The following is a 20424-nucleotide window of genomic DNA, read 5'->3' as shown; positions in this document are numbered from 1 at the left end:
CCCGGGGCCGCGGTTTAGGTTGTCGGGCTCACCCTGTGGGACACTGGAGGGCAGAACTTTCAGCAAATCGAAGGAGGCAGCTATGAGCAAGCGTGCACGCAAGCGTCGTGACCGTAAGCGCGGCGGCGCCAATCACGGTAAGCGTCCCAACACTTAAGTCTTGGACTAACCGTGTGGCCCATCGCCACTAAAGAAAGAACCCCCGGAGCCTTACGGCCGCCGGGGGTTCTTTTTTGCTGTCCTGTTAGTGGTCAGCGGTTTGGATCTGGCTGATCCTGGCCAGGATGCTGGCCTTCAGCGTTTCCGGAGCAGCTTCAGTGCAGGAGCGCTTAACAACCGACCGGATGACGCATTCAAGATCGTGTTCCTCGGCGCATTCGGGACACCCGTCGAGGTGCTCTTTGATTTCCACGATGTCATCGTGGGACAGGGCGCCGTCCAGGTACTCATAGAGCCGTTCGATGCGGGCGTCCTCGCAATCACCCAAGCTTTGGCAATCGCTCATTGTGTGTTCCCCTGTTTCTTGTTTTGGCCGGCTCCGGCGGCGGCAGGTGATGCCTTGCCGCGGATGCCGCGATCATTTGCATATTCGGCCAACAGCTCGCGGAGCATTTTGCGGCCCCGGTGCAGGCGTGACATTACGGTCCCAATGGGAGTGTTCATGATTTCGGAGATTTCCTTGTACGCAAACCCCTCCACATCGGAGAAGTAAACGGCCAAACGGAATTCTTCCGGAATGGACTGCAACGCATTCTTAACGTCCGAATCCGGGAGGTGGTCCAGGGCCACTGCTTCGGCGGAGCGCAGCCCGGTGGAGCTGTGCTCCGCGGCACGTGCCAGCTGCCAGTCCTCAACGCCGTCGGAGTTGGCCTGCAGCGGTTCACGCTGGCGCTTCCGGTACAGGTTGATATACGTGTTTGTCAGGATCCGGTACAGCCACGCCTTCAGGTTTGTTCCCGGCCGATACTGGTGGAACGCGGAGAACGCCTTGGTATAGGCCTCCTGGACCAGGTCCTCGGCGTCCGAGGGATTGCGGGCCATTCGCATGGCCGCAGAGTAGAGCTGATCCACGTACTGCATGGCATCGCGCTCAAAGCGTAATTTGCGGGCCTCTTCCGATTCGGAAGCGACATCCAGTTCGGAGTCTTCCACTTGGGGGCTGCCTTCCGGCGCATCAGTTCTCATCACCTCCAAGTCTACGGTGCGGGCGACCGGTGTTACCCGCAACTGAACGGAAGACGCCGCAGCCTCCGGCTGCGCGTCTGCCAAGACCATGGCACCTGGCACGTTTACTCCTTACTGCCCTGCGGGCCGGTTGCCGGGACTCCGCAGTGCTGTCAGCACGTTCTCCACAGTCTCCGCGGTTCACCGAACGCAGCATCCGCCCGGTCCGGGCGCGGCCACCATCCGGTATTCCCCTTACGTTCCGAAGAATGCCTTACACTCCCCCCAACGCCGGAACAGCGGAGCTTATTCCGCACCCTTCCTTTGCGGCGTCTGCTTCTGCATAAGGTGTGCACTCTGCGTAAAAGTGCCAGACTAGGAGTATTCTGCCCGGCTATTCCGAGACCGGCAGCAACCAGGAGGCCAATATGTCGATTGTCCGTTTACTTGCCCGTCCGCTGCTTGCCACCGGTTTCATTGCCGCTGGCGTTGACCGCCTGCGCGATTCCGACCAAACTGCAGAACAGCTCCGCCCCGTGCTGAAGCGCGCCGGCTCCATGGTCCCTTCCGCTGCCGCCGTCACCAACAACCCCCAGCTTGTTGCCAAGGCATTGGGCGCCACCCAGGTGGGTGCCGGTACCCTCCTGGCCCTGGGCAAGCTGCCCCGCCTCTCCGGCCTGCTGCTGGCCGGCACCGCGGTGCTGAATGCTGTGGTCGAGTACAAGAACGCGGAAACCGACACGAATGACGAGCGCAAGGCCCGCCGTGCGGCCCTTCTGAAGAACCTCTCACTGATCGGCGCCGTCCTGCTGGTAGCCGTGGACACCAACGGCCGCCCCGGCCTTGCCTGGCGTGCCGGCCACCTTGCCGATGACACGCGCCGCAGCGTTGCCTCGCTCGGCAAGGACGCCGGCCGCAAGTCACGCTCGGTAAAGAAGGACGCCGCCAAGCAGCTCAAGAAGGCCAACAAGGCCGTCCGCACCACCGCAGCCGGCATCGCGGGTTCCTAGTTCCATGCCCTCCCCCGCCGCACCGCAGACAGTTTCCCCCTGGCCCGCTCCCCGGGTTACCGCCCCGCTGAACGCTGACGTCCGCGTCCCCGGTTCCAAGTCCCTGACCAACAGGTATCTGGTGCTGGCGGCCCTCGCCGACGGCCCCAGCAGGCTCCGGGCGCCTCTCCATTCCCGCGACACCGCCCTGATGGTCCAGTCCCTGCGGACCCTGGGCGCCACGATCACGGAGGTCGACGGCGACGGCGCCTTCGGGCCGGACCTTGAGGTCCAGCCGATGGAGCAGGGAAGCACTTCCGGGGCCGGAATTGACTGCGGTCTGGCGGGGACGGTGATGCGGTTTGTACCGCCCCTGGCCGCACTGAAAAACGGCAGCACAGATTTCGACGGCGACCCGCACGCACGGCTGCGCCCCATGTCCGCCATCATCGACGCCCTGCGCGGCTTGGGGGTGGCAGTGCACGACGACGGCACTGGCGCCCTTCCGTTCACGGTCGCCGGAACCGGGGAAGTCGCCGGCGGTCGCCTTGAAATCGACGCCGGTGCTTCCTCCCAATTTGTCTCAGCCCTGCTGCTGTCCGGTGCCCGTTTCCGGGACGGCCTGCATCTGGTCCACACCGGATCGTCAGTGCCGAGCCGGGAGCATATTGGCATGACGGTGCAGGTCCTGCGCGGCGCGGGCGTGGAGGTGGATGACTCCGTCCCCAATGAATGGCGCGTGGCCCCGGGACCCATCCGCGCATTCGACGTGGAAATTGAACCTGATCTGTCCAATGCCGGACCTTTCCTGGCTGCCGCCCTTGTGGCCGGCGGAACCGTGCGCATGGCGGGCTGGCCCGAGCACACCACCCAGGTGGGTGATCGCTGGCGGGACATCCTTCCCCGCCTTGGCGGCACCGTCACCCTGTCCGGGGGAACGCTGACGGTTTCCGGCACCGGACGCATTACCGGAGCCGATCTGGCCGACACCAGCGAACTGGCGCCCACGGTGGCCGCCCTGTGCGCCCTCGCGGAATCTCCTTCAACCCTTACGGGCATTGCCCACCTCCGCGGACACGAGACCGACCGCCTTGCTGCCCTCGCCGCCGAAATCACGCGGCTGGGCGGCGCCGCACGGGAGACCGCGGATGGTTTGGCCATCCGGCCGGCGCGGCTGCACGGCGGAACCTTTGAAACCTACGCGGACCATCGGATGGCAACAGCCGGGGCGCTCATCGGGCTGGCGGTCCCGGGGGTTTTCGTCGAGGACATCGGCACCACAGCCAAGACCCTGCCGCAGTTCCCGCAGTTGTGGCGCGAACTCGCCGACTCCTCCGGCCCCACCTCCGAAACGCACCGGAACGGAGGCGTGCGCTGATGGCCCGCTCCACCGACAGCTGGGATGAATCTGACGTCCGGATCCGGCCCAACAAAAAGGGCTCACGCCCGCGGACCAAGGACCGGCCTGCCTATGACGAGGCAGTCACCGGACGGATCATTACCGTGGACCGCGGCCGCTACACCGCCGTCGTCGACGAGGACACGCCCACCGAACGCATAGTCACGGCAGCCCGCGCACGCGAACTCCGCCGAAACCCTGTGGTGGCCGGTGACCTGGTGTCCCTCGTGGGAGACGTCTCCGGCGGGCCCGACACCCTTGCCAGGCTCGTGCGCATCCAGGACCGCCGGACCCTGCTGCGCCGCAGCGCCGATGACACCGATCCGGTGGAACGCGCCGTGGTGGCCAACGCCGACCAGCTGGTGATCGTGGTGGCCGCCGCCAACCCCGAACCGCGCACCGGGTTCATTGACCGTGCCCTCGTGGCCGCCTACGACGCCGGCATTTCGCCGCTGCTGTGCATCACCAAGGCAGATATCAAGGATCCCGCCGAACTGCTCGCCAATTACGAGCACCTGGATTTGGACGTCATCATCAGCCGCACCGCCGCGGACGACGCCTCCGGCATTGACGCACGGTCCGACGACGGTCTGTCCGCCCGCCTGCAGGGCGACGCCGTCCAGCAGCTGCATCACCACCTCGAGGGCAAGGTATCCGTCCTGGTGGGCCACTCCGGCGTCGGCAAGTCCACCCTGGTTAATGCACTGACCGGCTCGGACCGTGCCACCGGCGGCGTCAACGCGGTAACAGGCCGCGGACGCCACACGTCTTCCTCCGCCCTGGCGCTGAAAGTCCTGGACGCACCGTCCGGCAGCTGGATCATCGATACCCCGGGCATCCGGTCCTTTGGCCTGGCGCATGTGGATCCCGACCGCATCCTGCAGGCGTTCCCGGATCTTGCTCCGGGAACGGACACCTGCGAACGCGGCTGCCGGCACGATGACCAGGCCAAGAACTGCGGGCTGGATCCGTGGGTTGAGTCCGGCCAGGCCGGAGCGGCGGGTCCGGCGCGTTTGGCCTCCCTGCGCCGGTTGCTGAGCTCCGGTACGCGCACCGAGAACCGGGCATCTGCCAAGGAGCTCGGCGCGCAGTGAGTTCCGGAAAAACCGCCTCAGGGGCGGGCCGCTCCCCAAAGCGGCGCAACAGGGCTTCACCGGCCCGGCAAACGTGGGCAGTGCCCGCCGAATAAGGATAAGTTGAACAGTATGCCGTTCGCTCAGAATTACAACGATGACCTGCGACTCGCCCATGTCATGGCCGACTCCGTGGATGACCAGACCATGTCGCGTTTCAAGGCCCTGGACCTCAAAGTGGAAACCAAGCCGGACCTTACCCCCGTTACCGACGCGGACAAGGCGGCTGAGGATGCCATCCGCGGGCAGCTCTCCCGTGCCCGGCCCCGTGATGCGGTGACCGGCGAGGAGTTCGGCTCCACCGGAAACGGTCCGCGGCGCTGGGTCATCGATCCCATCGACGGCACCAAGAACTTCATCCGCGGCGTCCCCGTCTGGGCCACCCTCATCTCGCTGGTGGACGACGGCGTTCCCGTCCTCGGCGTGGTCAGCGCCCCCGCCCTCGGAAAACGCTGGTGGGCTGCCACCGGAACCGGGGCCTACATGGGCCGCTCCCTCGCATCCGCCACCCGGCTCCGCGTTTCCAACGTGTCCAACCTCGCTGACGCCTCGCTGTCCTACTCCAGCCTCGGCGGCTGGAAGGAACGGGGAAACCTGGACGAGTTCATCGGCCTGACCGAATCAGTGTGGCGCACCCGGGCGTTCGGAGACTTCTGGTCCTACTGCATGGTTGCCGAAGGCGCCGTGGACATCGCCTGCGAGCCGGAGCTGAACCTGTATGACATGGCTGCCCTGGTGCCGATCATCACCGAGGCCGGCGGCCGCTTCACGTCGCTGGAAGGCGAGGACGGCCCGTTCGGCGGCAACGCCCTGGCCACCAACGGGGCACTCCACAGTGAAGTGCTCCGCCACCTGAACCCCGGTCTGGACGACCTGCTCTAGCCGTGGTCCGTCCTGCCTCCGGCCCCCGCCTTGAAGCCGTGCGCCGCCGCGAACTTGCGCGCAGCTACGAGGACGGCGGGGAGCATTATGACCGCATCCGACCCGGGTACCCCGCCGAAGCCGTCCGCTGGCTGTTTGCCGGCAGCCGCACCACCGGTCTTGGGCCGGCAGCCGACGGCGAGCCGCTCCAGGTGGCGGACATCGGTGCCGGAACGGGCAAGTACACGCGTTCCCTGACCGAAGCCGGATACCAGGCCACCGCCGTCGACCCCTCCGCCGATATGCTCCGGCAGCTGCAGCAGATGCTGCCCGGAGTTCCGGTGCGCGTGGGAACGGCAGAGGACACCGGCCTTCCCACCGCCTCGATGGACGCCGCCACGGTGGCCCAGGCCTGGCACTGGTGTGATCCCCTCGCGGCCAGCACCGAGCTGGCGCGGGTCCTGCGCCCCGGCGGCATCCTCGGGCTGATCTGGAACCAGCTCGACGTCAGCGTCCCGTGGGTCCACCGCTATTCACGGATCATCCATGCCGGTGACGTCCTGCGCCCGGGGTTCCGCCCCGTCGTCGGGCCCGAGTTCGTGCCCGACGATTCCCACGTCACGCGCTGGTCCCAGCAGATGACGCCCGAGGACCTGATGGAGCTGGCCAAATCCCGCTCCTACTACCTGTCGGCAGCAGAGCCCGTTCGGGACAAGGTCATGGCAAACCTGACCTGGTACCTCTTTGAGCATCTGGGCTACCAGCCCGAAGAGCCCCTGGAGCTGCCCTACCTCACGCTTTCCTGGCGGATGGTGCCAACCGGGGCTTCCGGCCTGTAACCTGATGCTCCGGCCCCGAGGGGCCCGCACATATCCAGCCACACTCTCTGCTGCGGAACAGGGGCATCACGTGGTCACCTTCGGAATCGAAGAAGAATTCCTGCTCGTCGACCCGGTCACCGCACTGCCCAGTGCCCGCGCCGAGGAGCTGATCCAAACCCTGGCTCCCGGCGACGGCAGCAGCTTTACCAGCTCTGCGGAGCTGCTGGCCTGCCAGGTCGAGAGCTCCACACCCATCTGTGCCGAACCGGATGAGGCCCTGGCCTCGCTGCTTGAATTCCGCTCCCGGCTCGCCGGAGCCGCCGCCGCGGCCGGACTCGCTGTGGCTCCCACCGGAGCGGCCCCGGCCGTTGCAGCCAGCCCCGCCGTGGTGAGCGGTACGGAACGCTACCAGCACATGGGTGTCATGACCGGTGCCGTTTCGGATGAGCACTATGTGAACGGCACGCACGTCCACGTTGCGGTCCCCAGCCGCGACCGGGGCATCCAGGTCCTGAACCGCCTGCGTCCCTGGCTGGCCACGCTTGGCGCCATCAGCACCAATTCCCCGTATTGGCTGGGACGCGACAGCAGGTTTGCGAGCTGGCGGCTCATCCAGTACCGCCGCTGGTCCGTGCAGGGCACTCCACCCTATTTTTCCGACGCCGCGGATTACGAAGCTCGGCTTGCCCGCCTGATAGCCACCGACGTCGTGCTTGATCAGGGCCACATCGGATGGATCGCCCGCCTGTCCAACACCTATCCCACCGTAGAGGTCCGGGTGGCGGACACGCAGCTGGAAGCCCGGGACGCCGTACTGCTGGCCCTGATGACCCGGGGGCTGGTGGCAACTGCCCTTGCCGAGGACGAGTCAGCTGTGGAGGGCAGCGCGGACATGCTCAGCGAACCCGAAATCCTGGACGCCGGCCTCTGGCAGGCAGCTCGCTTTGGCCTGGGTGGGAACCTGCTGGACCACGGTGCCGGCGGCGGCCATGCCGGCCGCACCGCCGCGCAGCAGGTGGGCGCCCTGGTGGAGCATATCCGTCCCGCATTGGAGGGATCAGGGGATTACGGGTATGTCCGTGCCGGGGTGGCCCACGTTCTGGAAGCGGGCACCGGAGCCCGGCGGCAGCGCGAGGCAGTTCGCGCAGGCGGGTTCGCCGCCCTCAAGCCACTGTTCGAACGGTCGCTTACGGCCTCCTAGGCGATCATCGCTACCCGTCCTCGTACCGTGAGATATCCGTGATCCGTGCTTCCCAGGGCCGCAGCCAATGAGGTTCTCCGGGCTCCTCATAGTTGCCCAGGATGAGATCTCCGACGCCCAGATCCGAGGGGATTTCAAGGGTTGCGCCGGATACATTGCACTCCACCAGGAACTGTTGGTCTCCCAGGCTCCGGCGGAACGCGTACAGCACCTCATGTTCAGGATCGAGGAGGTGGAAGTCGCCCAGGGCCACCACGGGAGACTGATGCCGCAGGCTGATCAGCTTTTGGTAATAGCGGTAGATGGATTTCTCGGCAGCCCGGTCCTTTTCGGCATTGATCCGGCTGTAATTCGAATTCACCGGAATCCACGGTGTACCAGTGGTAAACCCGGCGTTTTCCGCGCCGTTCCACTGCATGGGGGTCCGGGCGTTATCGCGGCTCATTGCCGCCAGCGCCTGCAGCGCCGTTTCTTCCTCCCCACCGCGGCTCAGGGCATCCGTATAGAAGTTGAGCGACTCCACGTCGCGGTACTGGTCGATCGAGGTGAAATTGGCGTTGGTCATGCCGATTTCCTCGCCCTGATAGACGTAGGGTGTTCCGCGGTGCAGATGCAGCAGTGTGGCCCAGAGCGTTGCCGACTCGTACCGGTACTGCCCGTCATCGCCGAACCGGGACACATGCCGCGGCTGGTCATGGTTTCCCAGGTACAGGCTGTTCCAGCCCTTGTCCGCCAGCCCCCGCTGCCACCGGTTCAAGCTGGTCTTGAGGTCTGTCAGGTTCAGCGGATGGTAATCCCACTTGTTCCCCGGGCTCTGATCCAGGCTGACGTGCTCAAACTGGAACACCATGTCCAGCTCTCCCCGGTGCGGGTCCGTGTACAGCAGCGCCTGGTCCACTGTTGCCCCTGGCGTCTCCCCCACCGTCAGGTAGTCGCGGCTGCGGCCGGCTAACACCGCGCTGCGCATTTCCTGCAGGAATTCATGGATCCGCGGACCGGAAGTGAAGTACGGTGAGCCGTCTCCCCACACCCCGCCGGATTCCACCACTCCGTCCGGCAGCAGCGGGTCTTTGGAAATGAAGTTGATGACGTCCATCCGGAACCCATCCACGCCCCGGTCAATCCACCAGTTCATCATTGCGTGGACTTTGGCACGCACCCGGGGATTGTCCCAGTACAGGTCCGGCTGCTGCGGCGTAAAAAGATGAAGGTAATACTGCCGGGTTTTCGGATCATAGGTCCACGCCGACCCGCCAAAGTGGGATCCCCAGTTGTTGGGTTCCGCCCCGGGTTCACCGGGCTCAAACCCGGCACGGGCGTCGCGCCACCAGTATTCATCGCGTTCAGCGCTGTCCCGCGAACGTGCGGAGCTGATGAACGCCGGGTGCTCACTGGAGGTGTGATTGACCACCAGGTCCATGATGAGTTTCATGCCGCGGGAATGAATCCCCTCCAGCAGCTCATCGAAGTCCGCCTCGGAACCAAACAGGGCATCAATGCGCCGGTAATCGCTGATGTCATAGCCGTTGTCGTACTGCGGCGACTGGTGGACCGGGGACAGCCAAATGACATCCGCGCCCAATTCCGAGATGTGGTCCAGCCTTGCCGTGATTCCTGCCAGGTCGCCGGTGCCGCTTCCGGTGCTGTCCGCGAAACTGCGCGGATAGACCTGATAGACGACGGCGTTGGTCCACCACGCAGGCTGGTCCGGATCCCTCACGGCGGCCCCTCTCGCTCAGCCCGGTGCAGCCGGGCGCGGCCCGCCGCTGACCGGGACGGGAATGCGAGCATAATACGTCTCTTGCGGAAGGCAGGACAGGGGCAGCGGGCACACTTCCCCGCTGGGCGACCGGTCCTGCCCACTTCCTTGCCAGTGTCTTGGGAGCGTCATTAGTGTAGGCGCTACTTCGCCGGACCCCTTCCTGTGTGAGGTTGACGTTTTCTGGATCCCAATCGTTTGGAGACACTGCCATGGCAACATTGACCGTTTGGAAATTCCCGGATGCAGGAGCTGCCGAACAGGCAACCGAAACCCTTGATTCCCTGCAGTCGCAGGGGCTCATCAGCGTGCAGGATGAGGCCTATGTCACCTGGCCTCAGGATAAGAAGAAGCCCCGCACCGTTCAGGAACACCATCTGGTTGGGGCAGGGGCCCTGGGCGGCGGGTTCTGGGGCCTGCTTTTTGGACTGATTTTCTTTGTTCCGCTGCTTGGCCTGGTGGTTGGCGCCGCCGCTGGCGCCATCTCGGGTTCCATGGTGGACGTCGGGATCGACGACAACTTCATCAAGCAGGTCCGCAACGAAGTGACCCCGGGGACCTCGGCCCTGTTCGTTCTCAGTTCGGATGCCGTGGAGGATCGTGTCCTGGACGCTTTCCGCAGCAGTTTCCCTGATGCCAAGCTGATCTATACCAACCTCTCCAAGGAGCAGGAAGCCAACCTGCGGCAGGCCTTCGCCGACTAGCAGCACCGCACTGCTTCGGCCGGGTGCCGCTGCACAGGCCCGTGGAGGCCGGACCGTCCCGCAGGGATGGTCCGGCCTTCCGCTGTGCCGGCCTGATATCCGGAAGAGACCCGGCGGACCGGCAGGGCCGGGCGTGCAAAGTCCCGTATCGTTAATGGGGATGATTACCAGACGCCAAGCAGCACTTGCCCTCGATATACCCGTAGAAATGGCCACCCGCCACGGAATTCCTGCCCGCCTTTCCGAAGAGGAACTGGCCCGGATGCAGGCGGAACCTCCGGCCTGGCTGGTTCAGTCCCGAGCCAACAGGACAGGAAAACGGCCCATTTGGACCGAGCTGGTGTGCACTGTGTGCGGCTACTCGGAGAGCGCCCGTCCCAAGAAGTGGTGGCCCGAGTTCGCGTTCCTTGCCTGTGCCGACCATGCCCTTTCCGAGCTTCCGGAAGTACCGGCCGGACACGTACGCGGTGAGTACGACGGCATTGGCACCCGTTTTGTGGGTTACGTCAATGTCCCGGCGGACCAGGTGCCGGGACGTTCGGATGCTCCGGAGGATCACTAGGCGCTCCGCCAACCGCCGGCGCTGAAGCTTCGGCCGGATATGAAAAAACCAGGCGTGCAGTGAGCACGCCTGGTTTTTTTACACCTGGGTTTGGAGCCTAGCTTCCGGGAATGGCCAGCCCGGTGCGGGCCATGGCGTCCTTGTAGGCAATCCGCATGGTGGCGAGGCCTTCCTCCTGGCGTTCCGCGGTGGCCCCGAAGGCCCGGCCGTCAACGGAGCGGGCCTTGTAGATCTTGAAGCTGCGCCGGTAAATCATCCGGTTCTCGGTCTTGAGGAACGCAGCACACAGCCTCTGGGCCTCGGTGCCGTGGGCAACGATGACGGAGGCACGCGGCACCAGGGCGAGGAAGCGCAGCAGGGGCTTGAGGCCCTCCTGGATCTGTTCCTTGGTCAGCTTGCCGTTCGGCTCCCCCGGAACGTACCACGGGTACGTGTTCCACGGCATGACGTACTCGGGGCGCAAACCCACCTGCCAGTGCACTCCCAGAAGGCGGGCCACGGCGTCGTCGTCTCCGGCGGTGATGAAACCGGACTTGTGGGCCGTGCCGATGTTGGAGAACAGGCTCACAATGCGGGTCTCTCCCACGTCGTGCATCGGATCAACGTAGGGCACCTCTGTGCCCGGCTTCAGTGCTTTCAGCGAATCACAGAGCTGATTTACTTCAGCCACGTTGTCGTCATAGCGACGGTTCCAGATCTCTTCGGACTGTGTTCCATGGTCCAGGCTTTGCATAAAGTGGTGCGTCTCCTACAGGGTCGTATCGACCGGTTATAGCTCATGTGCCCGGACGGAGCACGTACGGGCGGATGCTGCCGAACCCGCAGCGCCGGTACGCGGCGGCTTTCACGGATCCGCCTAAGCGGTAGGCCGGATGCGGTTCCTGCAACAGGTTTCCGGCTCCTGCCAGTCTAGCAATTCCTGCTGCCCCTCCTCCGCCCCTGCCCTGAAGACGGCCCGAATATGCGCGGCTGTGTGACCAACGACTCCACCGGACCGTACCCCGAAGGGCGGCCCGCCCGCCCCGGACGGCGGCGGCCGTAAACGGCGGAGTTAAACGAAAAGCAGGGAAGAAGCCAAAAGGCTTTTTCCCTGCTTTTCATTTTTATGGGTGGAGATGGGGGGAATTGAACCCCCGTCCGATGTCGTGTTGTCAGGGCTTCTCCGGGCGCAGTCTGCGGTGGATTTTCTCGGCCCCAGCTGTCATGCAGACAAGCAGCTGATCCGGGCCCAGCCGTTTAAGAGTCCCGAACACGCCAACGGCGAGCATGTTCAGCAGTGGCCCTCTAAATGACGCCAGGATCCGGGACGAGAGCATTCCCGGGCTGACGGACTATGCCCGCTGCTTAGGCAGCGAGAGCGAAGTCAGTGCGCTTTGAATCGGCACTTATTGTTTTGCAAGGAGCGTTTACGAGATAACCCTGCATCCTCGGCCCGCTTCACCTGTCTCGACTAACACCGTCGAAACCTGTCATCCCCAATGTATGGGTAACCCATATGTATTTATCAAGCACCGGACCGTTAGCCGGACCGGTGCGTTAAGTGTAGCCCATCGCCGGACACGGCGCGGATTGGCCGATTCTCAGGCGCCGCGGTTCTTCTCCCGCATATCCCGCAGGGCTTCGCGGTTGTCCTGCTTTTCGCGCAGCGTCTGGCGCTTGTCATAGTCGCGCTTACCGCGGGCAACGGCGATTTCCACCTTCGCGCGGCCGTCCAGGAAGTACAGCTGGAGCGGAACAATGGTGAAGCCGGATTCCCGGATCTTCTGCGAAATCTTGTCCAGCTGCTCGCGGTGCAGAAGGAGCTTGCGGCGCCTGCGCGCCGAGTGGTTGGTCCAGCTTCCGTTGAGGTATTCCGGAATGTAGGCAGCCTCAAGCCACAGCTCATCGTTGTAGAAGGTACCGAAGCCGTCCACCAGGGACGCACGGCCTTCCCGAAGTGACTTGACCTCGGTTCCCATCAAAACCATGCCGGCCTCATAGGTGTCGAGGATTTCGTAGTTGTGCCGGGCCTTGCGGTTGGTGGCCACAACTTTACGGCCACTTTCTTTAGGCACGGGACAACTCCTTTTCGACGAACGGAAAACTCTATTGTAGGCCTACAGCAGGCCCATGGGGTCAACCAGCTCACCGTTGAGCACCGTCTCAAAGTGCAGGTGGCAGCCGGTCGAGTTGCCGGTGGTGCCCACATAGCCGATCAGCTGGCCGGCATCCACCCACTGTCCCGGGGAGACCACAAACTTGGTCAGATGGTAGTAGTTGGTTGCCAGCGCACTGTTTCCGATAACGCCGTGGTTCAGGACCACGCGGTTGCCGGTGCCGATCATGCCGTCCGCCTGGCCCTGGTCTGCGCGCCAGACCTCACCGGATGCCGGGGCGTACACGGGAGCGCCGCAGCCGGGGGCAAAGTCGATGCCGGAGTGCAGATACCCGCCGGTGCCGAAGAAGTCGATGGTTCCCGCAGGTGTGGCCCGCCAGCCGAACCCTGAAGAAATGGGGGCCTTGACGGGAAGGCTCAACCCGAAGGCGGAGGGATTGGTGGGTTTGGTTGAGGCAACTCCCGGTACCGGAGCGGGCCTGTTGTTGCGGGCGGCCTCTTCAGCTGCTCGCCTGTTTTCCTCGGCAACGCGGGCCTCTTCAGCCTTCCTTGCCTCTTCAAGCAGGCGGCGCTGGCGTTCCGCGATGTCCGCAGTTGCCTGGGCCTTCGCTGTTTCCAGCGATGCGAGCTGTGCCTGGATGGCCGGCTTCCTGGCCTCCAGGGCGGCGTTCGCCGCGGCGGTCTGCTCGATCAGCGTGTCCACCTTGGCTTTCTCAGCGGCAGCGGCGTCCCGGGCCTGCTGTTCCGCTTTCAGGGCCTCTTCGGCCTGCCCCTTCAGCGTGGAGATTTCCTCTTCCACAGCTGCCAGGCGTGCTTCGGAATTCACATTCGTGGCGCTCTGCTGGGAAAGCTGCTGCATGGTGGCGTTTTGTCCGCGGAGGACCTGTTCCGCCAGTCCCATGGAGTCGGTGAGGCTGTCCGCGCCGTCGGCGCCGAGCATCAGCGAGAAGCTCGAAGGCACGCCGCCGCTCTTATAGGCCTGCGCCGCAATTTGGCCGATGACCTGCTGCGTGTCTTTTATGGCGGCCTGGTCCTTCTCGATCTGCGCCGAGATGGTGCTGCGCGTTTCCTGGGCCAGGGCCACCCGGTCCGTCAGTGCACTGACCTTGCCTGCGGCGGCGGAGACGCGGCCTTCGGCGTCGGCGAGTGCCTGCTGGGCTCCGGGGAGCTGCTGCTGGTACACCGCCAGCTCGGCAACCTTCCGGCTGGATTCGGCGTCGAGGTACTCGTAGGTTTCCTGGACTTTGTGCTGTTCGTTTTCGATGGCTGCCTTGCGGTCATCAAGCTCATCTGCGGAAGCGGTTCCGCTGAATGCCAGCGTCAGCGCAAGTACCGCTGAAGCAACCACACCGGCAGATGTTTTGCGCAGGGCAAGCCGCTGCGCCGGCGGCATGCCCGCGTTAGTCATTGATGCAACCATCCATGGAAATCCGTCCGTTTTCTTCGAGAGTGAGCAACACTCTAAACCTTTAAGTACCGTCGGAGGGTCAGCAGAGAGGATACACCTGCCATTAAGGCCCCAACAATAAGTAGAACCGGGCTAAGCACCAGTACCTGCTGAGCTGAAATGAACGCAGTTGCAGGGTATGCCTTCGCCAATGCACCAATAAAGAAGTGTGCCACTGCCCACAGCGTACCCGATGCCAGCACGGCGCCTATGACGGCGGCGATAACCCCTTCCAGGACAAAGGGCAGCTGGATCACCGCCTTCGACGCTCCCACAAGACGCATGATTCCGGTTTCGCGGCGCCGGCTGAATGCTGACAGGCGAATGGTGGTGGCAATCAGCAGGATGGCGCACACCAGCATTACACCGGCGATAATCAGTGCGATCAGCGACGCCATGTTCATGAAGGAGAAGACTTTTTCCAGGAGTTCACGCTGGTCACTGACGGTTTCCACACCGGGCATCGATGAGAACGCTTCGTGAATAACTTCGTATTTTTCCGGGTCCACCAGTGAAACGCGGAAGGATTCGGGCAGCTGGTCAGCGGTGACTGAATCCACCAGCGGAGAGTTTGCAAACTGTTCCCGGAAGTGGCCCAGCGCGGTTGTCTGGTCCTCGTAATCAACCGAGGCAATGTATTGGGTAAATTCCGGGGACTTCAGCTCCGCTTCAATGGAATCACGCTGTTCATCCGTGACGGGGCCGGCGGCGCAGGAAGCCGTGGTGGAGGAATCCGCGCACAGGAAGACTGCCACCTGCACCTTGTCATACCAGTAACCCTTCATCTGCCCGATCTGCAGCTGCAGCAGTCCGGCCGCGCCCACAAAGGTGAGGGAAACAAAGGTCACCAGGATGACCGAGACCACCATCGAGAGGTTGCGCCGGATCCCGGACCCGATCTCGCCGAGGACGAATGCGAGCCTCATTCAGCTGCTCCCGTTCCGGCCGTGCGGCTGCCGTCAGGCGAGGAAGCGTCACCAGGCGAGCGGACGCCGTCGTCGTCGGATGCGGTAACTGGTTCCTGCAGAATTATTGCCCCCTGCTGAGTCTGGGGCGCGCCCAGGTAAATGCCTTCGCGCTCGTCGCGCACGATCTTCCCGTGGTGGAGTTCGACGACCCGCTTGCGCATCGCGTTGACGATGTCATCATCGTGCGTGGCCATGACCACGGTGGTGCCGTTCTGGTTGATCCGGTCCAGGATCTTCATGATGCCCTGCGAGGTGGTGGGGTCCAGGTTTCCGGTGGGCTCGTCCGCGAGGAGGATCGAGGGCTTGTTGACGATGGCGCGGGCAATCGCGACGCGCTGCTGCTCACCGCCGGAGAGCTCGTGGGGCAGGCGGTTGCCCTTGCCTTCCAGCCCCACAGTCTTGAGGACCTCGGGCACGGAGTCGCGGATCACCGCACGGCTGCGCCCAATCACCTGCATGGCAAAGGCCACATTGGCAAAAACGGTCTTGTTGGGCAGCAGGCGGAAGTCCTGGAAGACGACGCCGATGCCCCGGCGCAGGCGCGGCACGCGCCAGCTGGGAATCTTGGCAACATTGGATCCGGCTACGTACACCGTCCCGCGGGAGGCATGCTCTTCCTTGAGGACCAGCCGGATGAAGGTGGACTTTCCTGAACCCGAAGCTCCCACCAGGAACACGAACTCGCCCCGGTCCACCTCGAGGTTTACGGAGTTCAGGGCAGGCCTGGATTTGCGGTCATAGACCTTGGTGACGTTATCGAAAGTGATCATGTCCGCTTCGCGCCCATCAGTGCAGCCGGAGCACGGGCCTTGGTTTGGGATGAGGGCACCGGCTGTTCGACTATATCGGCGCTTCAACGCGCCGGAGCAGATTAGGTCCGGTGTGTCGCAGGCCCGCTGCCGCCGCTTCACCCCGGTTCCCCGAGGGCAGCCGCGGCCCTGCCGTAGAATCGGTACTCGTGCCCACATCCCCCTCCGCCAGCCCGACCACCGCACCCGACCAGGCTTCCGCGGTATCAGGCGCTGCAGACCGCGGCGGAAAGACGCGCATCTCCGGCAATGCCCGCCCCGCCGCGTCGGCGGAAAAGCCTGCCCGCTTCCGTCCGGACATCCAGGGCCTTAGGGCACTCGCCGTCGGGCTTGTTGTGTTCTATCACATGTGGCCGGACGTCCTGCCGGGCGGATTCGTGGGCGTTGACGTCTTCTTTGTCATTTCCGGATACCTGATCGTGGGGTCGCTGGTCCGCGAACTGACCCGGACCGGGACCATCGGCCTCCTTGCCTTCTACGGGCGCCGGATCCGCCGGCTCCTTCCGGCGGCGGCCGCCGTGCTCCTGGCCACCCTGGCCGCAACCATGCTGATTTTCCCCGAAGGCAGATGGCAGGGGGTCGCCCGGGACACCGTGGCATCCAGCCTGAACGTGCAGAACTGGAATCAGGCCATCAACAGCACCAGCTACGCCGGAGCCACCTCCGCGGTCTCACCCCTGCAGCACTACTGGTCCTTGGCCGTTGAAGAGCAGTTCTACCTCTTCATTCCGGTACTGCTCCTTGCTGTTGCCGGTACCCTGCGGGCCCTGGGGCGAAAAACCGGCAGGACGACGGCGGCGCTCGCCGCAATTTGTGCAGTCACCGCGGCGTCCTTCCTCCATTCGGTGCTTTTCTCGGCCTCCTCCCCCGATCTCGCCTATTTCTTTACCACCACCCGCATCTGGGAACTGGGCCTGGGCGGCATCCTGGCGGTGGCTGCCGCCGGCCGGAACCTCCCGCAGCGGCTTTCGACGGCGGCAGGTTGGCTTGGACTGGCAATGATCTGCTTTGCGGCCGCCGCGTTCAGCACGAGCATGGCGTTTCCGGGCTGGATCGCGCTGGTCCCCACCGTGGGCGCCGCACTGTGCATCGCTGCAGGGAACACCCCGGGCGCCGGGTGGCGCACTGCGTCCCGGTGGCAGTCGCTTCGCCCCGTCACCTATGTGGGCGATATTTCCTACTCCCTGTATTTATGGCACTGGCCTGTCACCGTGTTCGGAGTCTTCCTGCTCGGATCGGCTCCCGGGCCGCTGGCCGGCGCCGCCCTCATCGCCGTCAGCGTTGGCGCGGCAGCATTGTCCACGCGATTCATTGAAAAGCCGTTCCGGAGCTTCGGAGCATCTGCACGTGTTTCTGCCTCTGCATCTGCCGGCGGACGGCACAGGGCACCCAGGTCCGCCCACCGTGCCGTCTATGTGCTCGCCGGCGTACTGATTGTCGTGCCGGTTGCTGCTTCCGCTCTTCCCTATCTGGCGGTGCAGCAGAAGATTGACGCCCTGTCGCAGGAGAACGATGCCTCTTCCTACCCCGGCGCCATGGCCTTTGACTCGGCCAATCCTTCACTAGTTCCGTCCGGCCTGCCGCTGCGCCCCGATGCGGGTGCGGCCACCATGGACCAGCCGGACGTGAATCCCCAGTGCCTCAAGTACGACCCCGCCGTGATCGATTACTCCGACTGCGTCTACGGGGATAAAGAGGCGCAGAAGAGCATTGTCCTCGTGGGAGATTCCCATGCAGGCCAGTTCGTCTCTGCGCTGGACATCGCCGCGAAGGAAACCGGATACCGGCTGTACATCATGACCCGCATCGGCTGCCCGTTCAGCGCCGAGCCCCTGCACAGCGACACGCGCGTCTACGAGAACTGCGCCGAGCAGAACGTGGGAACCGTTCAGGACCTGCTGGAGATGAAACCCGATCTGGTTGTCACCACTGCCATGCGGCCAGGCGGTTACGAAGATACCCTCGGCTGGACCTGGAACACGCAGGCGGACGCCGTGAACGGTTATTCGAAGCTGCTCGAGCCGCTGGACAAGGCCGGAATACCGGTGGGCGTGATAGGCGACATCCCCTATCCCGAATTCAGCGCGCCCGAGTGCGTGGTGGAAGAGGAGGACCCGGCGGAGTGCGCCGTCGACCGCTCGGACCACGCGTCGCAGGCGGACCCGCTGCTGACAGCTGCCGGCAAACTGGCGAACGGCCGTCCGGTGGACCTGACGGATTACTTCTGCGACGAGACGAAGTGCCCGTCAGTCATTGGCAACGTCCTGGTCTACCGCGACAACCACATCACCAACACGTTCGCGCAGACGCTGGCGTATCCGCTTCAGACCGGACTCGGGCTCTAGGGCCCTGCCCGTCGGTGCTGCTTGCCGTCGGTGTTACTTGCGGGCGGAGACGCTGCCGTTGGCACGCCAGCGGATGCCGGCGTCGATGAAGTCGTCAATCTCGCCGTCGAACACCGCTGAGGTGTTTCCCACTTCATGTTCCGTGCGCAGGTCCTTGACCATCTGGTACGGGTTCAGGACGTAGGAGCGCATCTGGTCGCCCCAGGAAGCCTTCACATCACCGGCGAATGCCTTCTTCTCGGCGTCTTCCTGTTCCTTCTTCAGGATCAGCAGGCGTGACTGCAGCACGCGCATGGCCGCTGCGCGGTTCTGCAGCTGCGACTTTTCGTTCTGCATTGACACCACGGTTCCGGTGGGAAGGTGGGTCAGGCGCACGGCGGAGTCGGTGGTGTTCACGGACTGCCCGCCCGGACCCGAGGAGCGGAACACGTCCACGCGGATGTCGTTGTCCGGAATATCGATGTGGTCAGTGGGTTCGATCAGGGGAATGACTTCCACGGCGGCAAACGAGGTCTGCCGGCGGCCCTGGTTGTCGAACGGGCTGATGCGGACCAGGCGGTGCGTGCCGGCCTCCACTACCAGGGTGCCGAAGGCATACGGGGCCTTGACCTCAAAGGTGGCCGATTTCAAGCCGGCTTCTTCGGCGTAGGACGTGTCCAGGACAGTGGTCGGATAGCCGTGGCGTTCGGCCCAGCGCAGGTACATGCGCAGCAGCATTTCGGCGAAGTCAGCGGCGTCCACTCCCCCGGCGCCGGAACGGATGGTCACTACGGCCTCGCGGGCGTCGTACTCGCCGGAGAGCAGGGTGACCACTTCCAGCTGGGACAAAGACTTGCGCAGGGACTCAAGCTCCGTCACGGCTTCGGCCTTGGACTCGGCGTCGGCCTCGTCCTGGGCCAGTTCCACCAGAACCTCAAGGTCATCGATGCGGGACTGGATCTTCTCCAGCCGCTCCAGCTCGGTCTGGCGGTGCGACAGCTTGGAGGTGATCTTCTGCGCTTCGGCAGGGTCATCCCAGAGGTCGGGAACTCCCGCCATCTCGCTGAGCTCTTCGATGTCCTCTTTGATCTTGGCTACATCGGAGACCTCCTCGATGGAAGCAAAAGTGGACCTGAGGGCGCGGATCTCCGCGGGAAAATCAATTTCAGCCATGGTGCTTACAGCCTACGCCATGAGCCGTTGACGGTGCTTTCCGACTGACCCGGCGGCATCCGCGGCCGGCGGCACGCCGCGCCGCCGGCCGTTCAGCGGTTGTCACCGGGGCTGGGTAAATTGGAAGTGTCAGCACATGCAGAAGGAGCCGACTGTGAGCAACCGCAAGTCCGAAGAATCGGCGCAGTCCCTGCCCGTCCGCCATCCCGAATCGGGCCGCCGTTATGCGCTGGAGGAGCTGGAAGCCCTCGCCGCCGAGGGTGACCCCTGGGCACTGACCAAGATGGACGAGTGGGAGGTGCACTTCAGCAATGAATACGTTGGCCCGATGAAAGACCGCTGCCCCGACCCGGAGTGTGACCAGTACGGGGAACCGGTCACACTTTGCTACGCAGAGAACGGCGTCTTGCTGGACATCGACCACGGCGGCTGGGGACACGCGCCGTCGGCTGAACCGCAGGCCAAAGCCTCCTAGCTCCAGCCGCGGCCTGCGAGCGCTTTCTTCCGTGTTCAGCGGACTGACTTCGTTCTGCCGGCTGATTTCGCAAGCCGGCTGACTCCGGAGACCTACTGGCTCAGGCGGGCTCGGGCTTCACTGACCGCGGTAATCGGGATCCCGTCCGGTACCAGGAAGTTCACCAGCGGCGGATGGACGACGCCGGTCAGCACCACCTTGGCCGTGCGCCCGTCCGAAGTTCCGGTTTCACCATCGACGCGCAGCCCCGGCAGCCCGTTGGCCGCGTTGATCTCCGCCAGATACCTGTTGACCTCCGCACGAACCGCCGCCGGCGCCAGTACGGCGGTCGGCCCCTGTCCGTGTCTGCCGGACCCCAGCGAGAAGGTGTCGGCTGCCGCCAGGGCAGCACCGTCCGCAGCGGAGAGCAGCTTCTTGTGCCCGAGGTAGAGGGCAGAGGAACCCATAACTACTGTGACAACCAGCAGGCTCACCAACATGTAACCGATCACCAGGACGCCGATTTGCCCCTCGTCGCCGCGGCAATTGGACTGCACGGAT

21 protein-coding genes and 1 other RNA gene are annotated in these 20424 nt (G+C 64.3%); 11 read left to right on the top strand and 11 right to left on the bottom strand.

Annotated elements, in window-relative coordinates; genetic code table 11:
* Positions 1–82: 82 nt before the first annotated feature.
* Positions 83–157, top strand: a complete 75-nt coding sequence (locus ACIQXM_RS11785; protein ID WP_369299106.1) for a 50S ribosomal protein bL37 — start codon at positions 83–85, stop codon at positions 155–157.
* A gap of 87 nt (positions 158–244) precedes the next feature.
* On the opposite strand, the gene rsrA is transcribed toward ACIQXM_RS11785, so the two are convergent.
* Together rsrA and ACIQXM_RS11775 are read right to left on the bottom strand one after the other, a co-directional pair.
* On the bottom strand, positions 245–505 hold the full coding sequence (gene rsrA, locus ACIQXM_RS11780) for a mycothiol system anti-sigma-R factor (protein WP_210231282.1): 261 nt from the start codon (positions 503–505) through the stop codon (positions 245–247).
* Complete coding sequence (locus ACIQXM_RS11775) at positions 502–1185, bottom strand: sigma-70 family RNA polymerase sigma factor (protein ID WP_400931621.1); 684 nt, start codon at positions 1183–1185, stop codon at positions 502–504. The genes rsrA and ACIQXM_RS11775 overlap by 4 nt, the downstream gene beginning before the upstream one ends.
* 407 nt (positions 1186–1592) lie before the next feature.
* Here ACIQXM_RS11775 and ACIQXM_RS11770 point away from each other — a divergent pair, with 407 nt between their 5' ends.
* The 6 genes from ACIQXM_RS11770 (at position 1593) to ACIQXM_RS11745 (ending at position 7568) form a co-directional block, all read left to right on the top strand.
* Positions 1593–2174, top strand: a complete 582-nt coding sequence (locus ACIQXM_RS11770) for a DoxX family protein (protein WP_400931619.1) — start codon at positions 1593–1595, stop codon at positions 2172–2174.
* A 4-nt stretch (positions 2175–2178) separates the two neighbouring features.
* Complete coding sequence (gene aroA / locus ACIQXM_RS11765) at positions 2179–3531, top strand: 3-phosphoshikimate 1-carboxyvinyltransferase (RefSeq protein WP_400931618.1); 1353 nt, start codon at positions 2179–2181, stop codon at positions 3529–3531.
* On the top strand, positions 3531–4646 hold the full coding sequence (gene rsgA / locus ACIQXM_RS11760; RefSeq protein ID WP_400931616.1) for a ribosome small subunit-dependent GTPase A: 1116 nt from the start codon (positions 3531–3533) through the stop codon (positions 4644–4646). The genes aroA and rsgA overlap by 1 nt, the downstream gene beginning before the upstream one ends.
* Before the next feature lie 111 nt (positions 4647–4757).
* Positions 4758–5567 (top strand): histidinol-phosphatase, encoded by an 810-nt coding sequence (gene hisN / locus ACIQXM_RS11755; RefSeq protein ID WP_400931614.1) that lies wholly within the window; start codon positions 4758–4760, stop codon positions 5565–5567.
* A gap of 2 nt (positions 5568–5569) precedes the next feature.
* On the top strand, positions 5570–6385 hold the full coding sequence (locus ACIQXM_RS11750; RefSeq protein ID WP_400931612.1) for a class I SAM-dependent methyltransferase: 816 nt from the start codon (positions 5570–5572) through the stop codon (positions 6383–6385).
* Positions 6386–6455: 70 nt separating this feature from the next.
* Positions 6456–7568, top strand: coding sequence for a glutamate--cysteine ligase (locus ACIQXM_RS11745; RefSeq protein ID WP_400931610.1), 1113 nt, complete (start codon positions 6456–6458; stop codon positions 7566–7568).
* 10 nt (positions 7569–7578) lie between these two features.
* Here ACIQXM_RS11745 and ACIQXM_RS11740 read toward each other — a convergent pair whose 3' ends face one another.
* Complete coding sequence (locus tag ACIQXM_RS11740) at positions 7579–9288, bottom strand: alpha-glucosidase (RefSeq protein ID WP_400931608.1); 1710 nt, start codon at positions 9286–9288, stop codon at positions 7579–7581.
* 251 nt (positions 9289–9539) lie between these two features.
* On the opposite strand from ACIQXM_RS11740, the gene ACIQXM_RS11735 reads away from it, so the two are divergent.
* Both ACIQXM_RS11735 and ACIQXM_RS11730 read left to right on the top strand, forming a co-directional pair.
* Complete coding sequence (locus ACIQXM_RS11735; RefSeq protein ID WP_400931606.1) at positions 9540–10031, top strand: DUF1269 domain-containing protein; 492 nt, start codon at positions 9540–9542, stop codon at positions 10029–10031.
* A gap of 160 nt (positions 10032–10191) precedes the next feature.
* Positions 10192–10593 (top strand): hypothetical protein, encoded by a 402-nt coding sequence (locus ACIQXM_RS11730; RefSeq protein WP_400931604.1) that lies wholly within the window; start codon positions 10192–10194, stop codon positions 10591–10593.
* 97 nt (positions 10594–10690) lie between these two features.
* On the opposite strand, the gene ACIQXM_RS11725 is transcribed toward ACIQXM_RS11730, so the two are convergent.
* The 6 genes from ACIQXM_RS11725 to ftsE all read right to left on the bottom strand — a co-directional run bounded on the left by ACIQXM_RS11725 (position 10691) and on the right by ftsE (position 15873).
* A complete protein-coding gene (locus ACIQXM_RS11725) occupies positions 10691–11326 on the bottom strand; it encodes a uracil-DNA glycosylase (protein WP_400931602.1) in 636 nt (211 codons plus the stop codon).
* A 374-nt stretch (positions 11327–11700) separates the two neighbouring features.
* Positions 11701–12070, bottom strand: a transfer-messenger RNA (tmRNA) gene (gene ssrA, locus ACIQXM_RS11720).
* A gap of 103 nt (positions 12071–12173) precedes the next feature.
* Positions 12174–12647, bottom strand: a complete 474-nt coding sequence (gene smpB / locus ACIQXM_RS11715) for an SsrA-binding protein SmpB (protein ID WP_400931600.1) — start codon at positions 12645–12647, stop codon at positions 12174–12176.
* Positions 12648–12689: 42 nt separating this feature from the next.
* Positions 12690–14096 carry a peptidoglycan DD-metalloendopeptidase family protein gene (locus ACIQXM_RS11710; RefSeq protein WP_400931598.1) on the bottom strand — a complete coding sequence of 469 codons (1407 nt, stop codon included), beginning with the start codon at positions 14094–14096 and terminating at the stop codon, positions 12690–12692.
* A 53-nt stretch (positions 14097–14149) separates the two neighbouring features.
* Complete coding sequence (gene ftsX / locus ACIQXM_RS11705; RefSeq protein WP_400931596.1) at positions 14150–15061, bottom strand: permease-like cell division protein FtsX; 912 nt, start codon at positions 15059–15061, stop codon at positions 14150–14152.
* A complete protein-coding gene (gene ftsE / locus ACIQXM_RS11700; RefSeq protein WP_400931594.1) occupies positions 15058–15873 on the bottom strand; it encodes a cell division ATP-binding protein FtsE in 816 nt (271 codons plus the stop codon). The genes ftsX and ftsE overlap by 4 nt, the downstream gene beginning before the upstream one ends.
* Positions 15874–16061: 188 nt before the next feature.
* On the opposite strand from ftsE, the gene ACIQXM_RS11695 reads away from it, so the two are divergent.
* Entirely contained in the window at positions 16062–18257 is a 2196-nt protein-coding gene (locus ACIQXM_RS11695; protein ID WP_400931592.1) for an acyltransferase family protein, read from the top strand.
* A gap of 33 nt (positions 18258–18290) precedes the next feature.
* On the opposite strand, the gene prfB is transcribed toward ACIQXM_RS11695, so the two are convergent.
* Complete coding sequence (prfB, locus tag ACIQXM_RS11690; RefSeq protein ID WP_400931590.1) at positions 18291–19409, bottom strand: peptide chain release factor 2; 1119 nt, start codon at positions 19407–19409, stop codon at positions 18291–18293.
* A 154-nt stretch (positions 19410–19563) separates the two neighbouring features.
* Between prfB and ACIQXM_RS11685 the strand changes: the two genes are divergently transcribed.
* Positions 19564–19884, top strand: coding sequence for a hypothetical protein (locus ACIQXM_RS11685; protein WP_400931588.1), 321 nt, complete (start codon positions 19564–19566; stop codon positions 19882–19884).
* 92 nt (positions 19885–19976) lie between these two features.
* Here ACIQXM_RS11685 and ACIQXM_RS11680 read toward each other — a convergent pair whose 3' ends face one another.
* On the bottom strand, positions 19977–20420 hold the full coding sequence (locus tag ACIQXM_RS11680) for a pilus assembly protein TadG-related protein (protein WP_400931586.1): 444 nt from the start codon (positions 20418–20420) through the stop codon (positions 19977–19979).
* Between the last annotated feature and the right edge of the window lie 4 nt (positions 20421–20424).

It is taken from the genome of Arthrobacter sp. NPDC097144 (assembly GCF_044762205.1).
GTDB lineage: Bacteria > Actinomycetota > Actinomycetes > Actinomycetales > Micrococcaceae > Arthrobacter_B.
The sequence above is the reverse complement of the archived record's forward strand: the minus strand, read 5'-3'. Positions and strand labels throughout refer to the sequence as shown.

Bases quoted from the DNA above. Each gene is read 5' to 3' on its own strand.
- rsrA (WP_210231282.1), bottom strand. From the start codon at position 505: ATGAGCGATTGCCAAAGCTTGGGTGATTGCGAGGACGCCCGCATCGAA.
- ACIQXM_RS11775 (WP_400931621.1), bottom strand. From the start codon at position 1,185: ATGAGAACTGATGCGCCGGAAGGCAGCCCCCAAGTGGAAGACTCCGAA.
- ACIQXM_RS11770 (WP_400931619.1), top strand. From the start codon at position 1,593: ATGTCGATTGTCCGTTTACTTGCCCGTCCGCTGCTTGCCACCGGTTTC.
- aroA (WP_400931618.1), top strand. From the start codon at position 2,179: ATGCCCTCCCCCGCCGCACCGCAGACAGTTTCCCCCTGGCCCGCTCCC.
- rsgA (WP_400931616.1), top strand. From the start codon at position 3,531: ATGGCCCGCTCCACCGACAGCTGGGATGAATCTGACGTCCGGATCCGG.
- hisN (WP_400931614.1), top strand. From the start codon at position 4,758: ATGCCGTTCGCTCAGAATTACAACGATGACCTGCGACTCGCCCATGTC.
- ACIQXM_RS11735 (WP_400931606.1), top strand. From the start codon at position 9,540: ATGGCAACATTGACCGTTTGGAAATTCCCGGATGCAGGAGCTGCCGAA.
- ACIQXM_RS11730 (WP_400931604.1), top strand. From the start codon at position 10,192: ATGATTACCAGACGCCAAGCAGCACTTGCCCTCGATATACCCGTAGAA.
- ACIQXM_RS11725 (WP_400931602.1), bottom strand. From the start codon at position 11,326: ATGCAAAGCCTGGACCATGGAACACAGTCCGAAGAGATCTGGAACCGT.
- ACIQXM_RS11710 (WP_400931598.1), bottom strand. From the start codon at position 14,096: ATGACTAACGCGGGCATGCCGCCGGCGCAGCGGCTTGCCCTGCGCAAA.
- ftsX (WP_400931596.1), bottom strand. From the start codon at position 15,061: ATGAGGCTCGCATTCGTCCTCGGCGAGATCGGGTCCGGGATCCGGCGC.
- ftsE (WP_400931594.1), bottom strand. From the start codon at position 15,873: ATGATCACTTTCGATAACGTCACCAAGGTCTATGACCGCAAATCCAGG.
- prfB (WP_400931590.1), bottom strand. From the start codon at position 19,409: ATGGCTGAAATTGATTTTCCCGCGGAGATCCGCGCCCTCAGGTCCACT.